Source organism: Klebsiella sp. 141203, from assembly GCF_032601985.1.
Taxonomy (GTDB): Bacteria; Pseudomonadota; Gammaproteobacteria; order Enterobacterales; family Enterobacteriaceae; genus Klebsiella; species Klebsiella aerogenes.
In genome coordinates this window covers 37,546-50,792 of record NZ_JAQIRL010000001.1, presented here as the reverse complement: position 1 = coordinate 50,792, position 13,247 = coordinate 37,546, and the positions used below count along the sequence as shown (strand labels likewise).

Genomic DNA, 13,247 nt, shown 5'->3' with positions numbered 1-13,247 from the left:
GCGCGTCGTTTTTATCCGCCCTTTTATCGCGGGAGTTTGCCTGTGCCTCTGAATTTAAACCGGTTATCGCACCGCTTATTTGCTTATATCTTTGCCTGCAGCCTGGCAATTATTACGATTGATTTACTATCTCATTCAGTCGTTAATCGTATTCCTACGACTTCATCACCACTTTTTCCTTTGTTGACAATAATATTAATGATTTTTCATATTACTATTGCCTGTTTCATGAGCATGAAATATTGGTGTGATAAAAACCGCCTGTATTTAATGCCTATCGCCATCGCCTTTGCCAGCTCCGCCCTGCTGATGCTGGGTACCCTGAGCAGCTATCCCGGCTGGCTATTGTACAACAGCGAATATATTGTTAAACAAAATGACGCACTGATCTTTTATTCATTCCGTAATATCCTGATGGCGGTGTTGTTCATCACCGCTATTGTTATATACCGTTTTCGTCAGTATCTTAATCAAGCGTCCGGCGCACATACTATAGTACTGACGGGGTGTTTTCTTTTTAGTGCTATCACTCTTATTTTGTCGTGGCTACACTCCAGTAACAGTCCATTATTAAGCATCGATTTCATCGACGATCTCACCAGCACTTTTACTCCGTTATGGCATAACTGGATGGGCTGGTTGCTTTTTTTAGTCTGGGTAGTGACATTGGTATTATTGGTTACTCTCACCCGGCTAAGAAATATATTCTGGTACAGCGGGGCATTTTTCTGCGCCGCCTATTTGTTTACGCTAAACGTATTACTCACAGCGACAAATAGCCAACATATCATCGCATGGAATCAGGCACGCCTGTTCGAAACCTTAAGTACCTTATTTATGCTGTTCGTCCTGTTAAGCGACGTTTTTCTTCTCTATCGCGACTCTAACAACAAATACATCAATTCATATCAGAACTCTATCCGCGATCCGCTGACCAGACTGTACAACCGCAGCTACTTTTACGACACGCTCAACGGTCTGCTGCCGCAAGTTTCAGCAACACAACCGCTGTCGGTTATCGTCAGCGATCTCGACCACTTTAAGCGTATCAATGACAACTACGGTCATGTTCAGGGTGACAAGGTGATTCAGTTTACCGCCGACGTATTACGGACGCACGTGCGCCATGATGATATTGCCGCGCGCATCGGCGGCGAAGAGTTCGCCCTGCTGCTGGTAAATACCCATGCTGATGATGCGCTGGCGATAGCCGAGCGAATTCGTCAGATGGTCAGCGCCGGACAGACATCGCTGCCGGAACGAATGACCATTAGCATGGGAGTTTACACCGTTACAAGCTCAAGCATTGGGGCTGAGGAGTGCGTCAAGCGCGCGGATACGGCTATGTACGCGGCGAAAAACGGTGGCCGCGACCGCGTGGTGGTCTGGCAGGAATAATAGAAAGGGCTTTGCGAACGCAAAGCCCTTTTCCCGGCTAGTCTTTTGCCTGAAGATCGAGGATATTGTTTTCAAGTTTACGGATTAAGTTGAGTAGCGTTTCGACTTCCTGCTTTGAGACACCCGCAAGGATTTCATCACGCGTTTTGCCAATCACCGCTTCCATTTCATTGATCAGCGGTTCAGCCTTTTCCGTTAACTTAATACGTTTCGCCCGGCGATCGTTTGCACAAGTCTGGCGAGAAATGAGCCCTTTCTCCTCCAGTTGATCCAGCGTGCGCACCAAAGAGGGCTGTTCGATACCAATGGCCTTGGCCAGCTGGATTTGCGACTGCTCAGGAGGTAGCTGATGAATGTTATGCAGCGTGACCCAGTGCGTCTGCGTTAACTCCAGAGGTTTCAGGCGATGGTCGATCAGCGCGCGCCAAACGCGTACCAAACGTGCCAGATCAGAACCAAGTGGCGATTCCAATTTCATCTCCTTATAATTAGCTTGCTAAGTTATTATACTGCTTTTAGAATAGTGTGCAGCATTTAAATTACCAAAACAAATGAATTACTTGATTCACTAAATTCAAGACAATGATTTACAATGTGAACTAATTCATCACCAAGAACATTATCCCTGCAACGGCAAAGGATTTTTGCTTGTGAAACTGAGTCTTAACACTCCCGGATTGTCGCTACAGGACCTGGTGTTCGGCGCTTCTATCTATTTTCCCCCGTTATTTAAAGCCGTCGTGCTTGGTTTCTTTATCTGGTTAATCGTTCATCGTCAGCTACGCGACTGGATGTATGCCGGCGAAATCTGGCATCCCCTGCTGATGGACCTTTCCCTGTTTGCGCTGGCCGTTTGCCTGGCGCTGGTTCTCCTGACTCTCCTGTGATGCTCATTTCATGAAGAAACTAAAATATCTCTCAACCTTAATTATTGCCGCTATTGCGATTATCGCCGCCTGGCTGGTATGGAACTACTACACCCAGTCTCCGTGGACGCGCGATGGCAAAATTCGCGCCGAACAGGTCGGTATCACCCCGCAGATTTCCGGCAGTATTTTGCAGTTGAATGTTAAAGATAACCAATTGGTCAAAGCCGGCGACGTTTTGTTCCGTATTGACGATACGCCGTATCGCATCTCGGTATTAAACGCACAAGCGCAGCTGGCAAAAGCCAAAGCCGAACTGGCTAAAGCCAAAGCCGAGCAGACTAAAGCCGCCAGCGATGTCGCTCGTCGCCGCAGTCTTTCGCAAAACTTCATATCTGCTGAAGATATGGAAACCGTTAATACCACTCTGAATACCGCCAATACGACTTATGAAGCGGCAAAAGCGGTGGTTGGCGTAGCGCAAGCCGCGCTGGAGCATGCGCAGTGGCAGCTGGCGCAAACCGTGGTCAAAGCCCCGGTTGATGGCTGGATCACTAATTTGTCAACGCGAGTCGGGGATTACGCCTCCGTCGGCCATCCGGTATTTGCGTTGGTTGATAGTCATTCTTTTTATGTTCTGGGTTATTTTGAAGAGACCAAACTGCGTCACATCCGCGAAGGTGATAGCGCTCAGGTCGTTCTCTATAGCAGCAAACAAACGTTACAGGGTCACGTCTCCAGTATCGGCCGCGCCATCGTTGACCAGAGCGTTGAAGGCGGTTCGGCGCTGGTCGCTAATATTAAACCCAACATTCCATGGGTACGCCTTGCGCAACGCGTACCGGTACGTATCGAGTTCGATAAACTCCCTGCGGATGTCACGTTGGTTTCAGGTACCACCTGTACCGTGTCAATTGGCGGACAATAATGAAGCTGCAGGCTCTGCGCTGGCAATCACTGCCGTGGTTTAAGGCCAGTCGCCCGCAATGGCGCTACGCATTGCGCAACGGCATTGCCATGTGTCTGGCGCTCAGCATCGCCTATGCGTTGGACCTTGATGAGCCCTACTGGGCGATGACCTCGGCCGCGGTAGTCAGCTTCCCGACCGTCGGCGGCGTTATCAGTAAGAGTTTTGGACGTATCGCCGGCAGCCTGCTCGGCGCCTGCGCCGCCCTGCTACTGGCCGGCCATACCCTTAATGACCCCTGGCTATTCCTATTCAGTATCTCAGCCTGGATTGCGCTCTGTACCTGGGCCTGCGCGATGTTTACCAATAATGTCGCTTACGCCTTTCAGCTGGCAGGCTATACCTGCGCCATTATCGCCTTCCCGGTTATTAATGTTACCGACGCGAATGAACTGTGGACTATCGCTCAGTCGCGTGTCTGTGAAGTGATTGTGGGGATATTGTCCGGCGGATTCATGATGATGATCCTGCCCAGTACCTCGGATGGCGTCACGCTGCTGACGGCACTGAAGAATATGCACTCCCGATTATTAGAGCATGCCAGCCTGCTGTGGGTGCCGGAAACCACCGATGCGATTCGTAGCGCTCATGAAAGCGTCATCGGCCAGATCCTGACCATGAATCTGCTGCGTATCCAGGCCTTCTGGAGCCACTACCGTTTCAGACGGCAAAATCCATTGCTGAATTATCTGCTACACCAGCAGTTGCGAATGACCAGCGTCATCTCCAGCCTGCGGCGAATGTTATTGAACTGGCCGGATGCGCCCGGTAATACGCGGGCGGTGCTCGAAACGCTACTCAGCGAGCTCGCCAACCCGCACGCGACTGCTTATAGCGTGGCGCGGATACTGGTGCCGCTTGCTCCTGGCCCCAACGCCGACTATCGCCATCTGGCGTTCTGGAAACGGCTGCGCTATTTCTGTCGTATCTATCTCGAAAGCAGCCGCTGGATCCGCCGCATCGAGAATGCCAGCGCTATCACCGAGTTTAACGTCCCTTCGGCGCCTGCGTTGTCGCGTCATACCGATCAGGCGGAGGCGTTATGGAACGGCTTGCGTACCTTCTGCGCGTTGGTGGCCGTGGGTGCCTGGGGCATCAGCACCCAATGGCAGGCCTGCGCCGCCGCGCTTACCCTTGCCGCCATTAGCTGCGTACTGTACTCGGTGTCACCTTCGCCTTTTAAATCGCTCACCTTATTGATGCGTACCCTGGTGCTGTTGTCGCTGTTCAGCTTTGTGGTGAAGTTTGGCTTAATGGTGCAGATAACCGACCTGTGGCAGTTTTTACTGTTTCTGTTCCCGCTGCTCACCACCATGCAATTATTGAAACTTCAAATGCCGAAGTTCGCAGGGCTATGGGGGCAGTTAATCGTCTTTATGGGATCGTTTATTTCGGTCACCAACCCTCCGGTCTATGACTTCGCCTCGTTTCTTAATGATAATCTCAGCAAAATCATCGGCGTCGGTCTTGCATGGCTTGCCTTTGCGATTATCAGTCCCGGTTCGGATGCGCGGAAAAGCCGCCGCCATATTCGTGCGTTACGGCGTCACTTCGTCGATCAGCTGAGCCGCCGCCCGCAGCATAGCGAGCACGAATTTGAGTCACTGGTGTACCACCACATTAGCCAGTTAAGCAGCAGCCAGGACGCACTGGCGCGACGTTGGCTGCTGCGCTGGGGCGTGGTGCTGCTCAACTGCTCGCATGTCGTGTGGCAACTACGTGATTGGGAGACACGCTCCGATCCGCTTTCACAAGTGCGCGACTTGTGTATTAGCCTGCTACGCGACGTCATGAGCGAACGCGGCGTCCAGCAACGCCCACTTGCCTCGACGTTACTGGAACTGCAGCGGATATGCGATACCCTTAACCACCATCATCAGCCGGCGGCTAAAGAGCTGGCGGCGATTATCTGGCGGTTATACTGCTCGCTATCGCAGTTAGAACAGGCGCCGATTGCCGGCACCATTACCGAACGGGCTACTTAATCACCCCGCAGGCAAAACGCTCGCCGCCGCCGCCCAGCGGCTGTGGACTATCGGCCATATTATCACCTCCGACATGCACCATCAGCGCTTTGCCCTTCACTTCCGCGAGCGTTTTCAGGCGCGGGGCAATAACTGGTTGATTAGCCACGCCATCGTCGTTCACCACCAGCAGAGGGAGATCGCCGAGATGCCCCGCCCCTAATGGCCCTTCATGTTTGCCGGTATGTTGCGGGTCGAAATGCCCGCCCGCCGCGCCGGCGGCGACCGCTTTACCGTCTTTTATCGCCGGCTGGCAGCTCCCTTCAGCATGAATATGAAAACCGTGTTTACCCGGCGGTAACGCGCGTAAATCAGGAGCAAATTCGAGTCCCCTGTCGGTTTCAGTAATTTTAACGCTGCCGACGGCCTGGCCAACGCTTTGGCTGGTGACAAGATTGAGGGTGACATCTTCACTGGCGGCCTGAGCGCCAGCGCAAAATGCGAGAGTGAAAATAGCGAGTAAACATCGTTGCATAACACCTCCGGATTGGCTGTTTCCCTGATAAGTGTAAACCAGGCAGCGGCATCCGGAGGCGTAATCTGGCTTATGGGACGTCGTATCCCAGCGCCGCTTTGCGAATGCGGAACCACTGCTGGCGCGTCATATGCAGTTTTTCCGCGACAATCGCCGAGCGCACGCGCTCGATTTTCCCCGAGCCGATAATCGGCAACGGTTTCGACGGCAGGCGCAACACCCACGCGTAAACTACCTGTTCGATGCTTTCGGCGTTAAGCTCCTGGGCAATTTGCGCCAGTTCGTCGCGCAGCGGCTGGAAGCTCTCGTCGTTGAACAGGCGTCCGCCGCCGAGGCAGGACCAGGCCATCGGGCGAATGCGTAGCTGCTGCAGTTGATCGAGGGTGCCGTCAAGCAGCAGCGGCTGATATACCGGCGAGAGCTCGACCTGGTTAGTCGCCAGGGTGAAAGGCAGGCGCGATTGTAAAAGCGTAAACTGCGCCGGCGTAAAGTTAGACACGCCAAAGTGGCGCACTTTCCCACTATGATGTAGCGCGAGGAAAGCCTCAGCGACCTCGTCGGCATCCATCAATGGATCCGGGCGGTGAATCAGCAGTAAATCGAGATGATCGGTCGCCAGGTTGCGCAGGGATTGCTCGGCGCTGAGAATGATATGGTCACGGTCAGTAATATAGTGGCCAATGGTATTTTCCGCACGCGCTTTGGTAGCAATGCCGCATTTGCTGACGATTTCCATTCGGCTACGTAGATGCGGAGCTCGTTTAAGCGCTTCGCCAAAGGCAGATTCGCATTGATAATCGCCGTAGATATCAGCGTGGTCGACGGTAGTAATTCCCAGATCCAGGTGCTGCTCAATAAAGCCGACCAGCGCCTCGGCGGACATATTCCAGTCCATTAGCCGCCAGTAACCCATAACAAAACGTGAAAATTCCGGCCCCTGCGGAGCCATAGCAATACGCTGAACCATAAACGCTTCCTCGACAAAAAAGTGCTCTGAGTATACGCATATTTATCTTCAAAACAGTGAGGGTTGCTGCGGTTCTTCCGCCGGCTCCGGCTTAGCCGCTCGAATTTTACGCAGTAATCGCTGACGGCACAGGCGCAGAACCTCTTGTTTTTGCGCATCGCTCAGTTTTTGCCAGTTGAAGCGCTCATCACGGCTACGAAAACAGCCACGGCAATACCCGCGTTCATCGGACTGACATATTCCCCGACACGGACTTTGTACCGGGAAAAACTCAAGCTGCTCTGCCACAACCGATCTCCTGTTTGTTCTCTCTGCTTCTCATTGAAGACGCTCTGCCGCTCGCGCGCAACTTTTGTTGGTTTGTTATCCTCGCAGAATGATCATTTTGCTTGCATTAGACCAATCGGTCTACTACAGTGTGCCGCATGAACAGACACAGCGAATGCGATACCCGAGAACACATCCTCGTCACCGGCGAACAACTATGCATGCATCGTGGTTTTACCGGAATGGGCTTAAGTGAACTTCTGAAAACGGCGGAAGTGCCGAAAGGCTCTTTCTATCATTACTTTCGCTCAAAAGAAGCCTTCGGCGTCGCGTTGCTTGAACATCACTACACCGGCTATCTGCAGCGCCTGGTTGACCACTTCGACCATGGCGAAGGCAACTACCGCGACCGACTGCTGGCCTACTATCAGCACACGCTGAATCAGTTTTGCCAACAGGGCATTATCAGCGGCTGCTTAACCGTGAAGCTGTCGGCGGAAGTGTGCGACCTGTCGGAAGATATGCGTACCGCCATGGATAAAGGCGCCAGTCAGATTATCGCCCTATTGGGCGAAGCACTGGAAAAAGGCCGTCTGGAGGGTAGCCTGCTGTTTGAGGGGGAAGCTATCACCCTTTCACAGGTGCTGTACTCGTTGTGGTTGGGGGCCAATCTACAGGCCAAAATTACGCGTAGCGCAACGCCGCTGGAAAGCGCCCTTGCTCACGCCAAACAGATCATTGCAGCGCCTGCGGTTTAACAGGCGTTTTTATTTAACCAGTTACAAGACGACCGGTCTACTCAGGAGTCATTATGTCAGAATCTAAATTGTTCAGCCCGTTAAAAGTCGGTGCGGTGACCGTACCTAACCGCGTATTTATGGCTCCGCTGACCCGTCTGCGCAGCATCGAACCTGGCGACATCCCTACTCCGCTGATGGCTGAGTACTATCGTCAGCGCGCCAGCTCCGGCCTGATTATCACCGAAGCGACGCAAATTTCCGCCCAGGCGAAAGGTTATGCCGGCGCGCCGGGCCTGCATAGCGCAGAGCAAATGGCCGCATGGCAAAAAATCACCGCTGGCGTTCATGCTGAAAACGGTCATATCGCCGTGCAACTGTGGCACACCGGGCGGATTTCCCATAACAGCCTGCAACCGGGCGGCGCAGCGCCGGTCGCGCCATCGGCACTGAGCGCAGGCACGCGTACTTCGCTGCGTGATGAAAACGGCCATGCGATTCGCGTTGATACGTCAATGCCGCGCGCGCTGGAAACGGACGAAATCCCAGGCATCGTTGATGATTTCCGTCAGGCGGTAGGCAATGCCCGTGATGTCGGATTCGATCTGGTAGAGCTGCACTCCGCGCACGGTTATCTGCTGCACCAGTTCCTGTCGCCTTCTTCTAACCAGCGTACCGACCAGTACGGCGGCAGCGTTGAGAACCGCGCCCGCCTGGTGCTCGAAGTGGTCGATGCCGTCAGCAAAGAGTGGAGCGCCGACCGTATCGGTATCCGCGTGTCGCCAATCGGTAGTTTCCAGAACGTCGATAACGGCCCGAACGAAGAAGCCGATGCGCTCTATCTTATTGAGCAACTGGCAAAACGCGGTATCGCTTATCTGCACATGTCCGAACCAGACTGGGCCGGCGGCCAGCCGTATAGCGACGAATTCCGTCAGAAAGTCCGCGATCGTTTCCCTGGCGCGATTATCGGCGCTGGCGCCTATACGGTGGAGAAAGCCAACGACCTTATTAATAAAGGGCTGATCGATGCCGTGGCCTTTGGCCGCGATTACATCGCCAACCCGGATCTGGTGGCCCGTCTGCAGAAGAAAGCGGCGCTAAACCCGCAGCGCCCGGAAAGCTTCTACGGCGGCGGCGCGGAAGGTTATACCGATTATCCAACCCTGTAATCCCTCCATTGATAGCGGCGTACCAACGCCGCTATACTCAAGACTCTGATGTATCAAAACAAACTGCATAGGGGAAATTATGCGCTTACTTCACACCATGCTGCGCGTTGGCGACCTGCAACGTTCTATCGAGTTTTATACCAACGTGCTGGGCATGAAGCTGCTGCGTACCAGCGAAAACCCTGAATATAAATACTCGCTGGCTTTCGTCGGCTACGGCGAAGAGAGCGATACCGCGGTTATCGAACTGACCTATAACTGGGGCGTGGATAGCTACGAGCTCGGTACCGCCTATGGCCATATTGCGCTGAGCGTCGACAACGCGGCGCAAGCCTGCGAACGTATTCGCCAGAACGGCGGCAACGTCACTCGCGAGGCCGGCCCGGTGAAAGGCGGCAGCACGGTTATCGCCTTTGTTGAAGATCCGGACGGCTACAAAATTGAGCTGATCGAAGAGAAAGATGCCGGAAAAGGTCTCGGCAACTAAGCTAATTCGGGCGCGTTCGCGCCCGATGTTTTATCCCTACCTGCTGCAAGCCGCGGCAAAATTTGCCATAATGCGCGCTACTTTTTTCCAGCTAAGAGAATCTGATGTCCGAGAACGCTCAACTTAATGGTCTGTGCGGCCGTTTTCGCGGTTTTTACCCAGTGGTGATTGATGTTGAGACCGCCGGGTTTAATGCCAAAACCGACGCCCTGCTGGAGATCGCCGCTATTACGTTGAAGATGGATGAGCAGGGCTGGCTGATGCCGGACGAAACGCTGCATTTTCACGTGGCTCCCTTCGAAGGGGCCAACCTGCAGCCGGAAGCGCTGGCTTTCAATGGAATTAACCCAAACGATCCTGAGCGCGGCGCGATAAGCGAATACGATGCGCTGCACGCCATTTTTAAAATGGTCCGCAAAGGGATGAAAGAGAGCGATTGTAGCCGCGCGATTATGGTGGCGCATAATGCGACTTTCGATCATAGCTTTACGATGGCCGCCGCCGAGCGCGCCGGGTTGAAACGCAACCCGTTCCATCCTTTCGTGACCTTCGATACCGCCGCGCTGAGCGGGTTGGCCTTAGGGCAAACGGTATTGTCTAAAGCCTGCATTGCCGCGGGAATGGAGTTTGATGGCAGCAAGGCTCATTCTGCGTTGTATGATACCGAGCAAACCGCCCAGCTATTCTGCGAAATCGTCAACCGCTGGAAGCGCCTTGGCGGTTGGCCCTTACCTGCGCTTGAAGCATAAGCGATAAAAAAAGCGACTTCCGGGGAAGTCGCTTTTTCTTTGCTGCAAAGAATTACTCTGCTTTCGGCTCGTCAGCGCTGTGCTTGGCTGCCGTTTCTTTGATCAGCTGCTGCAGTTCGCCGCGCTGATACATTTCGATGATGATGTCGCAACCGCCAACCAGTTCGCCGTCAACCCACAGCTGCGGGAAGGTCGGCCAGTTAGCGTATTTCGGTAATTCAGCGCGGATATCCGGATTCTGCAGGATGTCCACGTAGGCAAAACGTTCGCCGCAAGCGGAAAGCGCCTGTACTGCCTGAGCGGAGAAACCGCAGCTCGGCAGCTTCGGAGAACCTTTCATATACAGCAGGATCGGGTTTTCAGCGATTTGACGTTGGATTGTTTCTAAAGTGGTGCTCATTGTCGTGCTTCCTTAAACATCTTTACGGCAGTAATTTGTCATTGTAGCGTCCTGGACGCAGGACCGATAATAACATTTTTTTCACTCGCCACATTTTATCTTCTGTCGTCTGAAGTTGCCTTAAAAATATCACTTTGTGACGTCAGTGCGGGGCGGGTTGCGCATTTTTTGTACGCAGCGGCGATTCTCTGACTTATTTTTTTGCAATCGTTAACCAAACGACATTTTAGATACAAAAGAGTATTAACTTTCTGGCTTTTTATGCTTTAGAATCATTCCGGTTTGTCATTCACCGTCAGGCATTAGTATATGTCTGTAATTTAATCAGGGGATTGCTCAGTGGCGCGGCTCAATAAAATCGCGATATCGCTCTGTGCATTACTGTTTACATCTATCTCGCTTACGCCATTGGCGCATGCTTCAGGGCATACGCACGCTTCGGCTACGCCGAAGGCGCATCCGGCAAAAGGCTCCACCGCCGAGCGTAAGAAGAAAGCGGCACAGAATAAATCCAAATCCACCGCTAAAACTACCCGTAAAAAAACCTCCAGCTCTAAGCTCCCTACCCGCACTACCGCAGCAAGCCAAACCGCGCTTAATCGTCAAGCCGCCGGCGCCACCAAAAAATGCGTGTTGCGCAAAGGTTATAAAAAACAGTGTGCGAAAACGGTAAAATCCGGCGAAGCATCGACGCTGGCGTTGAACAACGTGAAAAGCAAATGCGTAGTGCGTAAAGGCTACAAAAAACGCTGTAAGCCCGTTGTCGACGAGCCGAATCTGACGATTGCCGACGCACACAAAGCCCGCGTGCAAAAAGCGCAAAGTACCGCAATGAATAAACTCATGGATCAGCTGGGCAAGCCTTATCGCTGGGGAGGCTCCTCACCGCGTACCGGTTTCGACTGCAGCGGGCTGGTTTATTACGCCTATAAAGATCTGGTAAAAATTCATATTCCGCGCACCGCTAACGAAATGTACCACCTGCGCGATGCCCGGCCGGTTGACCGCGATGAACTGCAAAGCGGCGACCTGGTCTTCTTCCGTACCCGTGGACGTGGCACCGCCGACCACGTAGGCGTTTACGTTGGAAACGGTAAGTTTATCCAGTCGCCGCGTACCGGTCGTGATATTCAGATAACCTCCTTAAGCGAAGATTATTGGGTTCGCCACTACGTCGGCGCGCGCCGCGTAATGACGCCAAAAACCATTCGTTAAGAGACGCTGGCCTCGGTTTGCCGCTGCGCCGGCAAACCGCTCTTCTGTACATCCCCCCCCTCTTCCAGATTCAGCGGATACTGCATTCGCTCCTCCAGTTGCGTGGGGTGGCGGCGATAACTGGTCGGCGACATACCAAAATGACGACGGAAAGTACGGCAGAATGTCGCCTGGCCTTCAAAACCGAGCAGCAATGAGATACTCAACGCCGAATCCTTCGTCTGTTTGAGAATGCCGGCGGCAATAGTCATTTTGCGTCGGCTAACATACGTTCCCAGCGTATAACCGGTAATCAGCGCAAACTGGCGCTGAAAGTACCAGTGCGAATAACCCGATTTCCTCGAGATCGCGGTAACGGGGAGCGCGGTAAAAATGTTGTCTTCGATCCATTCGATAATATCTATGACGATCGGGATAATATGTCCGCTGACCATTTCATGTTTGTGCGCCATCTCTTTTCATCCATCAATTATGAGCTTTATGCTTGTTCAATAACGATTTCTTACTCCGAGGTCCGTTGCCTGCAGAGACAATTATATTTGTCATACAATTAAAATAGATCCCAATGATTATTGGGCATGAAAGTCATTCCTATTACGCATAATGCTAACAAGCTAATGATTTATCGCATTTTAAAAAGATAACAAGCGGTGAGGATATGCAGCGTTTTAGTCGTATGCAGGAGCGTCGATGGGGACTTTGCGAATCATATCGCTCGTCATGCGCCAGACTGGCGAAGGCTTAATCAGTCGCGTTAGCAATGAATAACCTTTGTTGTTGTAAGTCTTTTAACTGACTTCAGCAAATGTTAACATTCTCAACACAATAACATGTAACACTCGCGACAGCGTTACACAGTAAATACTGTATTCAGGTGAACTTTCACCTAATTAATGTGAGAAAAAACAAAAAGTTATAAGGAGAGTAGCAATGTCGTTCGAATTACCTGCATTACCATATGCAAAAGACGCCCTGGCGCCGCACATTTCCGCAGAAACCCTGGAATACCATTACGGTAAGCATCACCAGGCCTATGTGACCAACCTCAACAACCTGATCAAAGGCACCGCTTTTGAAGGCAAATCTCTGGAAGAGATCGTTCGCTCTTCTGAAGGTGGCGTCTTCAATAACGCAGCGCAGGTCTGGAACCACACTTTCTACTGGAACTGCCTGGCGCCGAACGCCGGCGGTGAGCCGGAAGGAGAGCTGGCCGCAGCGATTAGCAAATCTTTCGGTAGCTTCGCTGATTTTAAAGCGAAATTCACCGATGCCGCGGCGAAAAACTTCGGCGCAGGCTGGACCTGGCTTGTTAAAAACGCAGACGGCAGCCTGGCTATCGTCTCCACCAGCAACGCCGGCACTCCGCTGACTACCGATGCAACGCCGCTGCTGACCGTTGATGTCTGGGAACACGCCTACTACATCGACTACCGCAATGCCCGTCCTAATTATCTGGAACACTTCTGGGCGCTGGTAAACTGGAAATTTGTTGCCGCCAACCTGGCAGCATAAAACAAAACCGC

16 protein-coding genes are annotated in these 13,247 nt (G+C 52.6%); 10 read left to right on the top strand and 6 right to left on the bottom strand.

The genetic code is table 11. The features are described from left to right. The first annotated feature begins 42 nt into the window (after positions 1–42). Positions 43–1,398, top strand: a complete 1,356-nt coding sequence (locus PGR29_RS00260; protein WP_213794734.1) for a sensor domain-containing diguanylate cyclase — start codon at positions 43–45, stop codon at positions 1,396–1,398. A gap of 37 nt (positions 1,399–1,435) precedes the next feature. On the opposite strand, the gene slyA is transcribed toward PGR29_RS00260, so the two are convergent. Then, the gene (gene slyA, locus PGR29_RS00255) at positions 1,436–1,876 is read right to left on the bottom strand and encodes a transcriptional regulator SlyA (protein WP_087858477.1); all 441 of its coding nucleotides are present in this window, start codon (positions 1,874–1,876) and stop codon (positions 1,436–1,438) included. 172 nt (positions 1,877–2,048) lie between these two features. Here slyA and PGR29_RS00250 point away from each other — a divergent pair, with 172 nt between their 5' ends. The 3 genes from PGR29_RS00250 to PGR29_RS00240 are packed head-to-tail and all read left to right on the top strand — an operon-like array spanning position 2,049 to position 5,216. Beyond that, positions 2,049–2,285: a DUF1656 domain-containing protein gene (locus PGR29_RS00250; RefSeq protein ID WP_015366868.1), complete on the top strand. Its 237-nt coding sequence runs from the start codon at positions 2,049–2,051 to the stop codon at positions 2,283–2,285. Between the two features lie 10 nt (positions 2,286–2,295). Beyond that, on the top strand, positions 2,296–3,192 hold the full coding sequence (locus tag PGR29_RS00245; RefSeq protein WP_087858476.1) for an efflux RND transporter periplasmic adaptor subunit: 897 nt from the start codon (positions 2,296–2,298) through the stop codon (positions 3,190–3,192). Beyond that, positions 3,192–5,216 carry an FUSC family protein gene (locus tag PGR29_RS00240; RefSeq protein WP_113374669.1) on the top strand — a complete coding sequence of 675 codons (2,025 nt, stop codon included), beginning with the start codon at positions 3,192–3,194 and terminating at the stop codon, positions 5,214–5,216. Before PGR29_RS00245 ends, PGR29_RS00240 begins: the two co-directional genes overlap by 1 nt. Here PGR29_RS00240 and sodC read toward each other — a convergent pair. The 3 genes from sodC to PGR29_RS00225 all read right to left on the bottom strand — a co-directional run bounded on the left by sodC (position 5,209) and on the right by PGR29_RS00225 (position 6,985). After that, positions 5,209–5,730 (bottom strand): superoxide dismutase [Cu-Zn] SodC, encoded by a 522-nt coding sequence (gene sodC, locus PGR29_RS00235; protein ID WP_113374668.1) that lies wholly within the window; start codon positions 5,728–5,730, stop codon positions 5,209–5,211. The genes PGR29_RS00240 and sodC overlap by 8 nt on opposite strands. A gap of 70 nt (positions 5,731–5,800) precedes the next feature. After that, entirely contained in the window at positions 5,801–6,697 is an 897-nt protein-coding gene (locus PGR29_RS00230; protein WP_113374667.1) for an aldo/keto reductase, read from the bottom strand. A 48-nt stretch (positions 6,698–6,745) separates the two neighbouring features. After that, on the bottom strand, positions 6,746–6,985 hold the full coding sequence (locus tag PGR29_RS00225; RefSeq protein WP_087858472.1) for a DUF1289 domain-containing protein: 240 nt from the start codon (positions 6,983–6,985) through the stop codon (positions 6,746–6,748). Between the two features lie 137 nt (positions 6,986–7,122). Here PGR29_RS00225 and PGR29_RS00220 point away from each other — a divergent pair, with 137 nt between their 5' ends. The 4 genes from PGR29_RS00220 to rnt all read left to right on the top strand — a co-directional run bounded on the left by PGR29_RS00220 (position 7,123) and on the right by rnt (position 10,109). After that, on the top strand, positions 7,123–7,722 hold the full coding sequence (locus tag PGR29_RS00220; RefSeq protein WP_045392477.1) for a TetR/AcrR family transcriptional regulator: 600 nt from the start codon (positions 7,123–7,125) through the stop codon (positions 7,720–7,722). Positions 7,723–7,775: 53 nt separating this feature from the next. Further along, on the top strand, positions 7,776–8,873 hold the full coding sequence (locus PGR29_RS00215; RefSeq protein ID WP_015366875.1) for an alkene reductase: 1,098 nt from the start codon (positions 7,776–7,778) through the stop codon (positions 8,871–8,873). Positions 8,874–8,952: 79 nt separating this feature from the next. Further along, positions 8,953–9,360 (top strand): lactoylglutathione lyase, encoded by a 408-nt coding sequence (gloA, locus tag PGR29_RS00210; protein ID WP_015705221.1) that lies wholly within the window; start codon positions 8,953–8,955, stop codon positions 9,358–9,360. Positions 9,361–9,464: 104 nt separating this feature from the next. Continuing rightward, the gene (gene rnt, locus PGR29_RS00205) at positions 9,465–10,109 is read left to right on the top strand and encodes a ribonuclease T (protein WP_047040933.1); all 645 of its coding nucleotides are present in this window, start codon (positions 9,465–9,467) and stop codon (positions 10,107–10,109) included. A 52-nt stretch (positions 10,110–10,161) separates the two neighbouring features. Here the strand turns inward: rnt and PGR29_RS00200 are convergent, their stop codons facing one another. Next, positions 10,162–10,509, bottom strand: coding sequence for a Grx4 family monothiol glutaredoxin (locus tag PGR29_RS00200; protein WP_045392486.1), 348 nt, complete (start codon positions 10,507–10,509; stop codon positions 10,162–10,164). 339 nt (positions 10,510–10,848) lie between these two features. Here PGR29_RS00200 and PGR29_RS00195 point away from each other — a divergent pair, with 339 nt between their 5' ends. Then, entirely contained in the window at positions 10,849–11,724 is an 876-nt protein-coding gene (locus PGR29_RS00195; RefSeq protein ID WP_087858471.1) for a C40 family peptidase, read from the top strand. Here PGR29_RS00195 and PGR29_RS00190 read toward each other — a convergent pair. Next, the gene (locus PGR29_RS00190; RefSeq protein ID WP_316423815.1) at positions 11,721–12,176 is read right to left on the bottom strand and encodes a helix-turn-helix domain-containing protein; all 456 of its coding nucleotides are present in this window, start codon (positions 12,174–12,176) and stop codon (positions 11,721–11,723) included. The two genes, PGR29_RS00195 and PGR29_RS00190, sit on opposite strands and share 4 nt — an antisense overlap. A gap of 478 nt (positions 12,177–12,654) precedes the next feature. Here PGR29_RS00190 and sodB point away from each other — a divergent pair, with 478 nt between their 5' ends. Continuing rightward, positions 12,655–13,236: a superoxide dismutase [Fe] gene (gene sodB, locus PGR29_RS00185; protein WP_045373530.1), complete on the top strand. Its 582-nt coding sequence runs from the start codon at positions 12,655–12,657 to the stop codon at positions 13,234–13,236. Positions 13,237–13,247 lie beyond the last annotated feature (11 nt).

Coding starts and splice junctions, on each gene's coding strand:
- slyA (WP_087858477.1), bottom strand. CDS start 1,876: ATGAAATTGGAATCGCCACTTGGTTCTGATCTGGCACGTTTGGTACGC.
- rnt (WP_047040933.1), top strand. CDS start 9,465: ATGTCCGAGAACGCTCAACTTAATGGTCTGTGCGGCCGTTTTCGCGGT.
- gloA (WP_015705221.1), top strand. CDS start 8,953: ATGCGCTTACTTCACACCATGCTGCGCGTTGGCGACCTGCAACGTTCT.
- PGR29_RS00215 (WP_015366875.1), top strand. CDS start 7,776: ATGTCAGAATCTAAATTGTTCAGCCCGTTAAAAGTCGGTGCGGTGACC.
- PGR29_RS00245 (WP_087858476.1), top strand. CDS start 2,296: ATGAAGAAACTAAAATATCTCTCAACCTTAATTATTGCCGCTATTGCG.
- sodB (WP_045373530.1), top strand. CDS start 12,655: ATGTCGTTCGAATTACCTGCATTACCATATGCAAAAGACGCCCTGGCG.
- PGR29_RS00230 (WP_113374667.1), bottom strand. CDS start 6,697: ATGGTTCAGCGTATTGCTATGGCTCCGCAGGGGCCGGAATTTTCACGT.
- PGR29_RS00220 (WP_045392477.1), top strand. CDS start 7,123: ATGAACAGACACAGCGAATGCGATACCCGAGAACACATCCTCGTCACC.
- PGR29_RS00200 (WP_045392486.1), bottom strand. CDS start 10,509: ATGAGCACCACTTTAGAAACAATCCAACGTCAAATCGCTGAAAACCCG.
- PGR29_RS00240 (WP_113374669.1), top strand. CDS start 3,192: ATGAAGCTGCAGGCTCTGCGCTGGCAATCACTGCCGTGGTTTAAGGCC.
- sodC (WP_113374668.1), bottom strand. CDS start 5,730: ATGCAACGATGTTTACTCGCTATTTTCACTCTCGCATTTTGCGCTGGC.
- PGR29_RS00190 (WP_316423815.1), bottom strand. CDS start 12,176: ATGGCGCACAAACATGAAATGGTCAGCGGACATATTATCCCGATCGTC.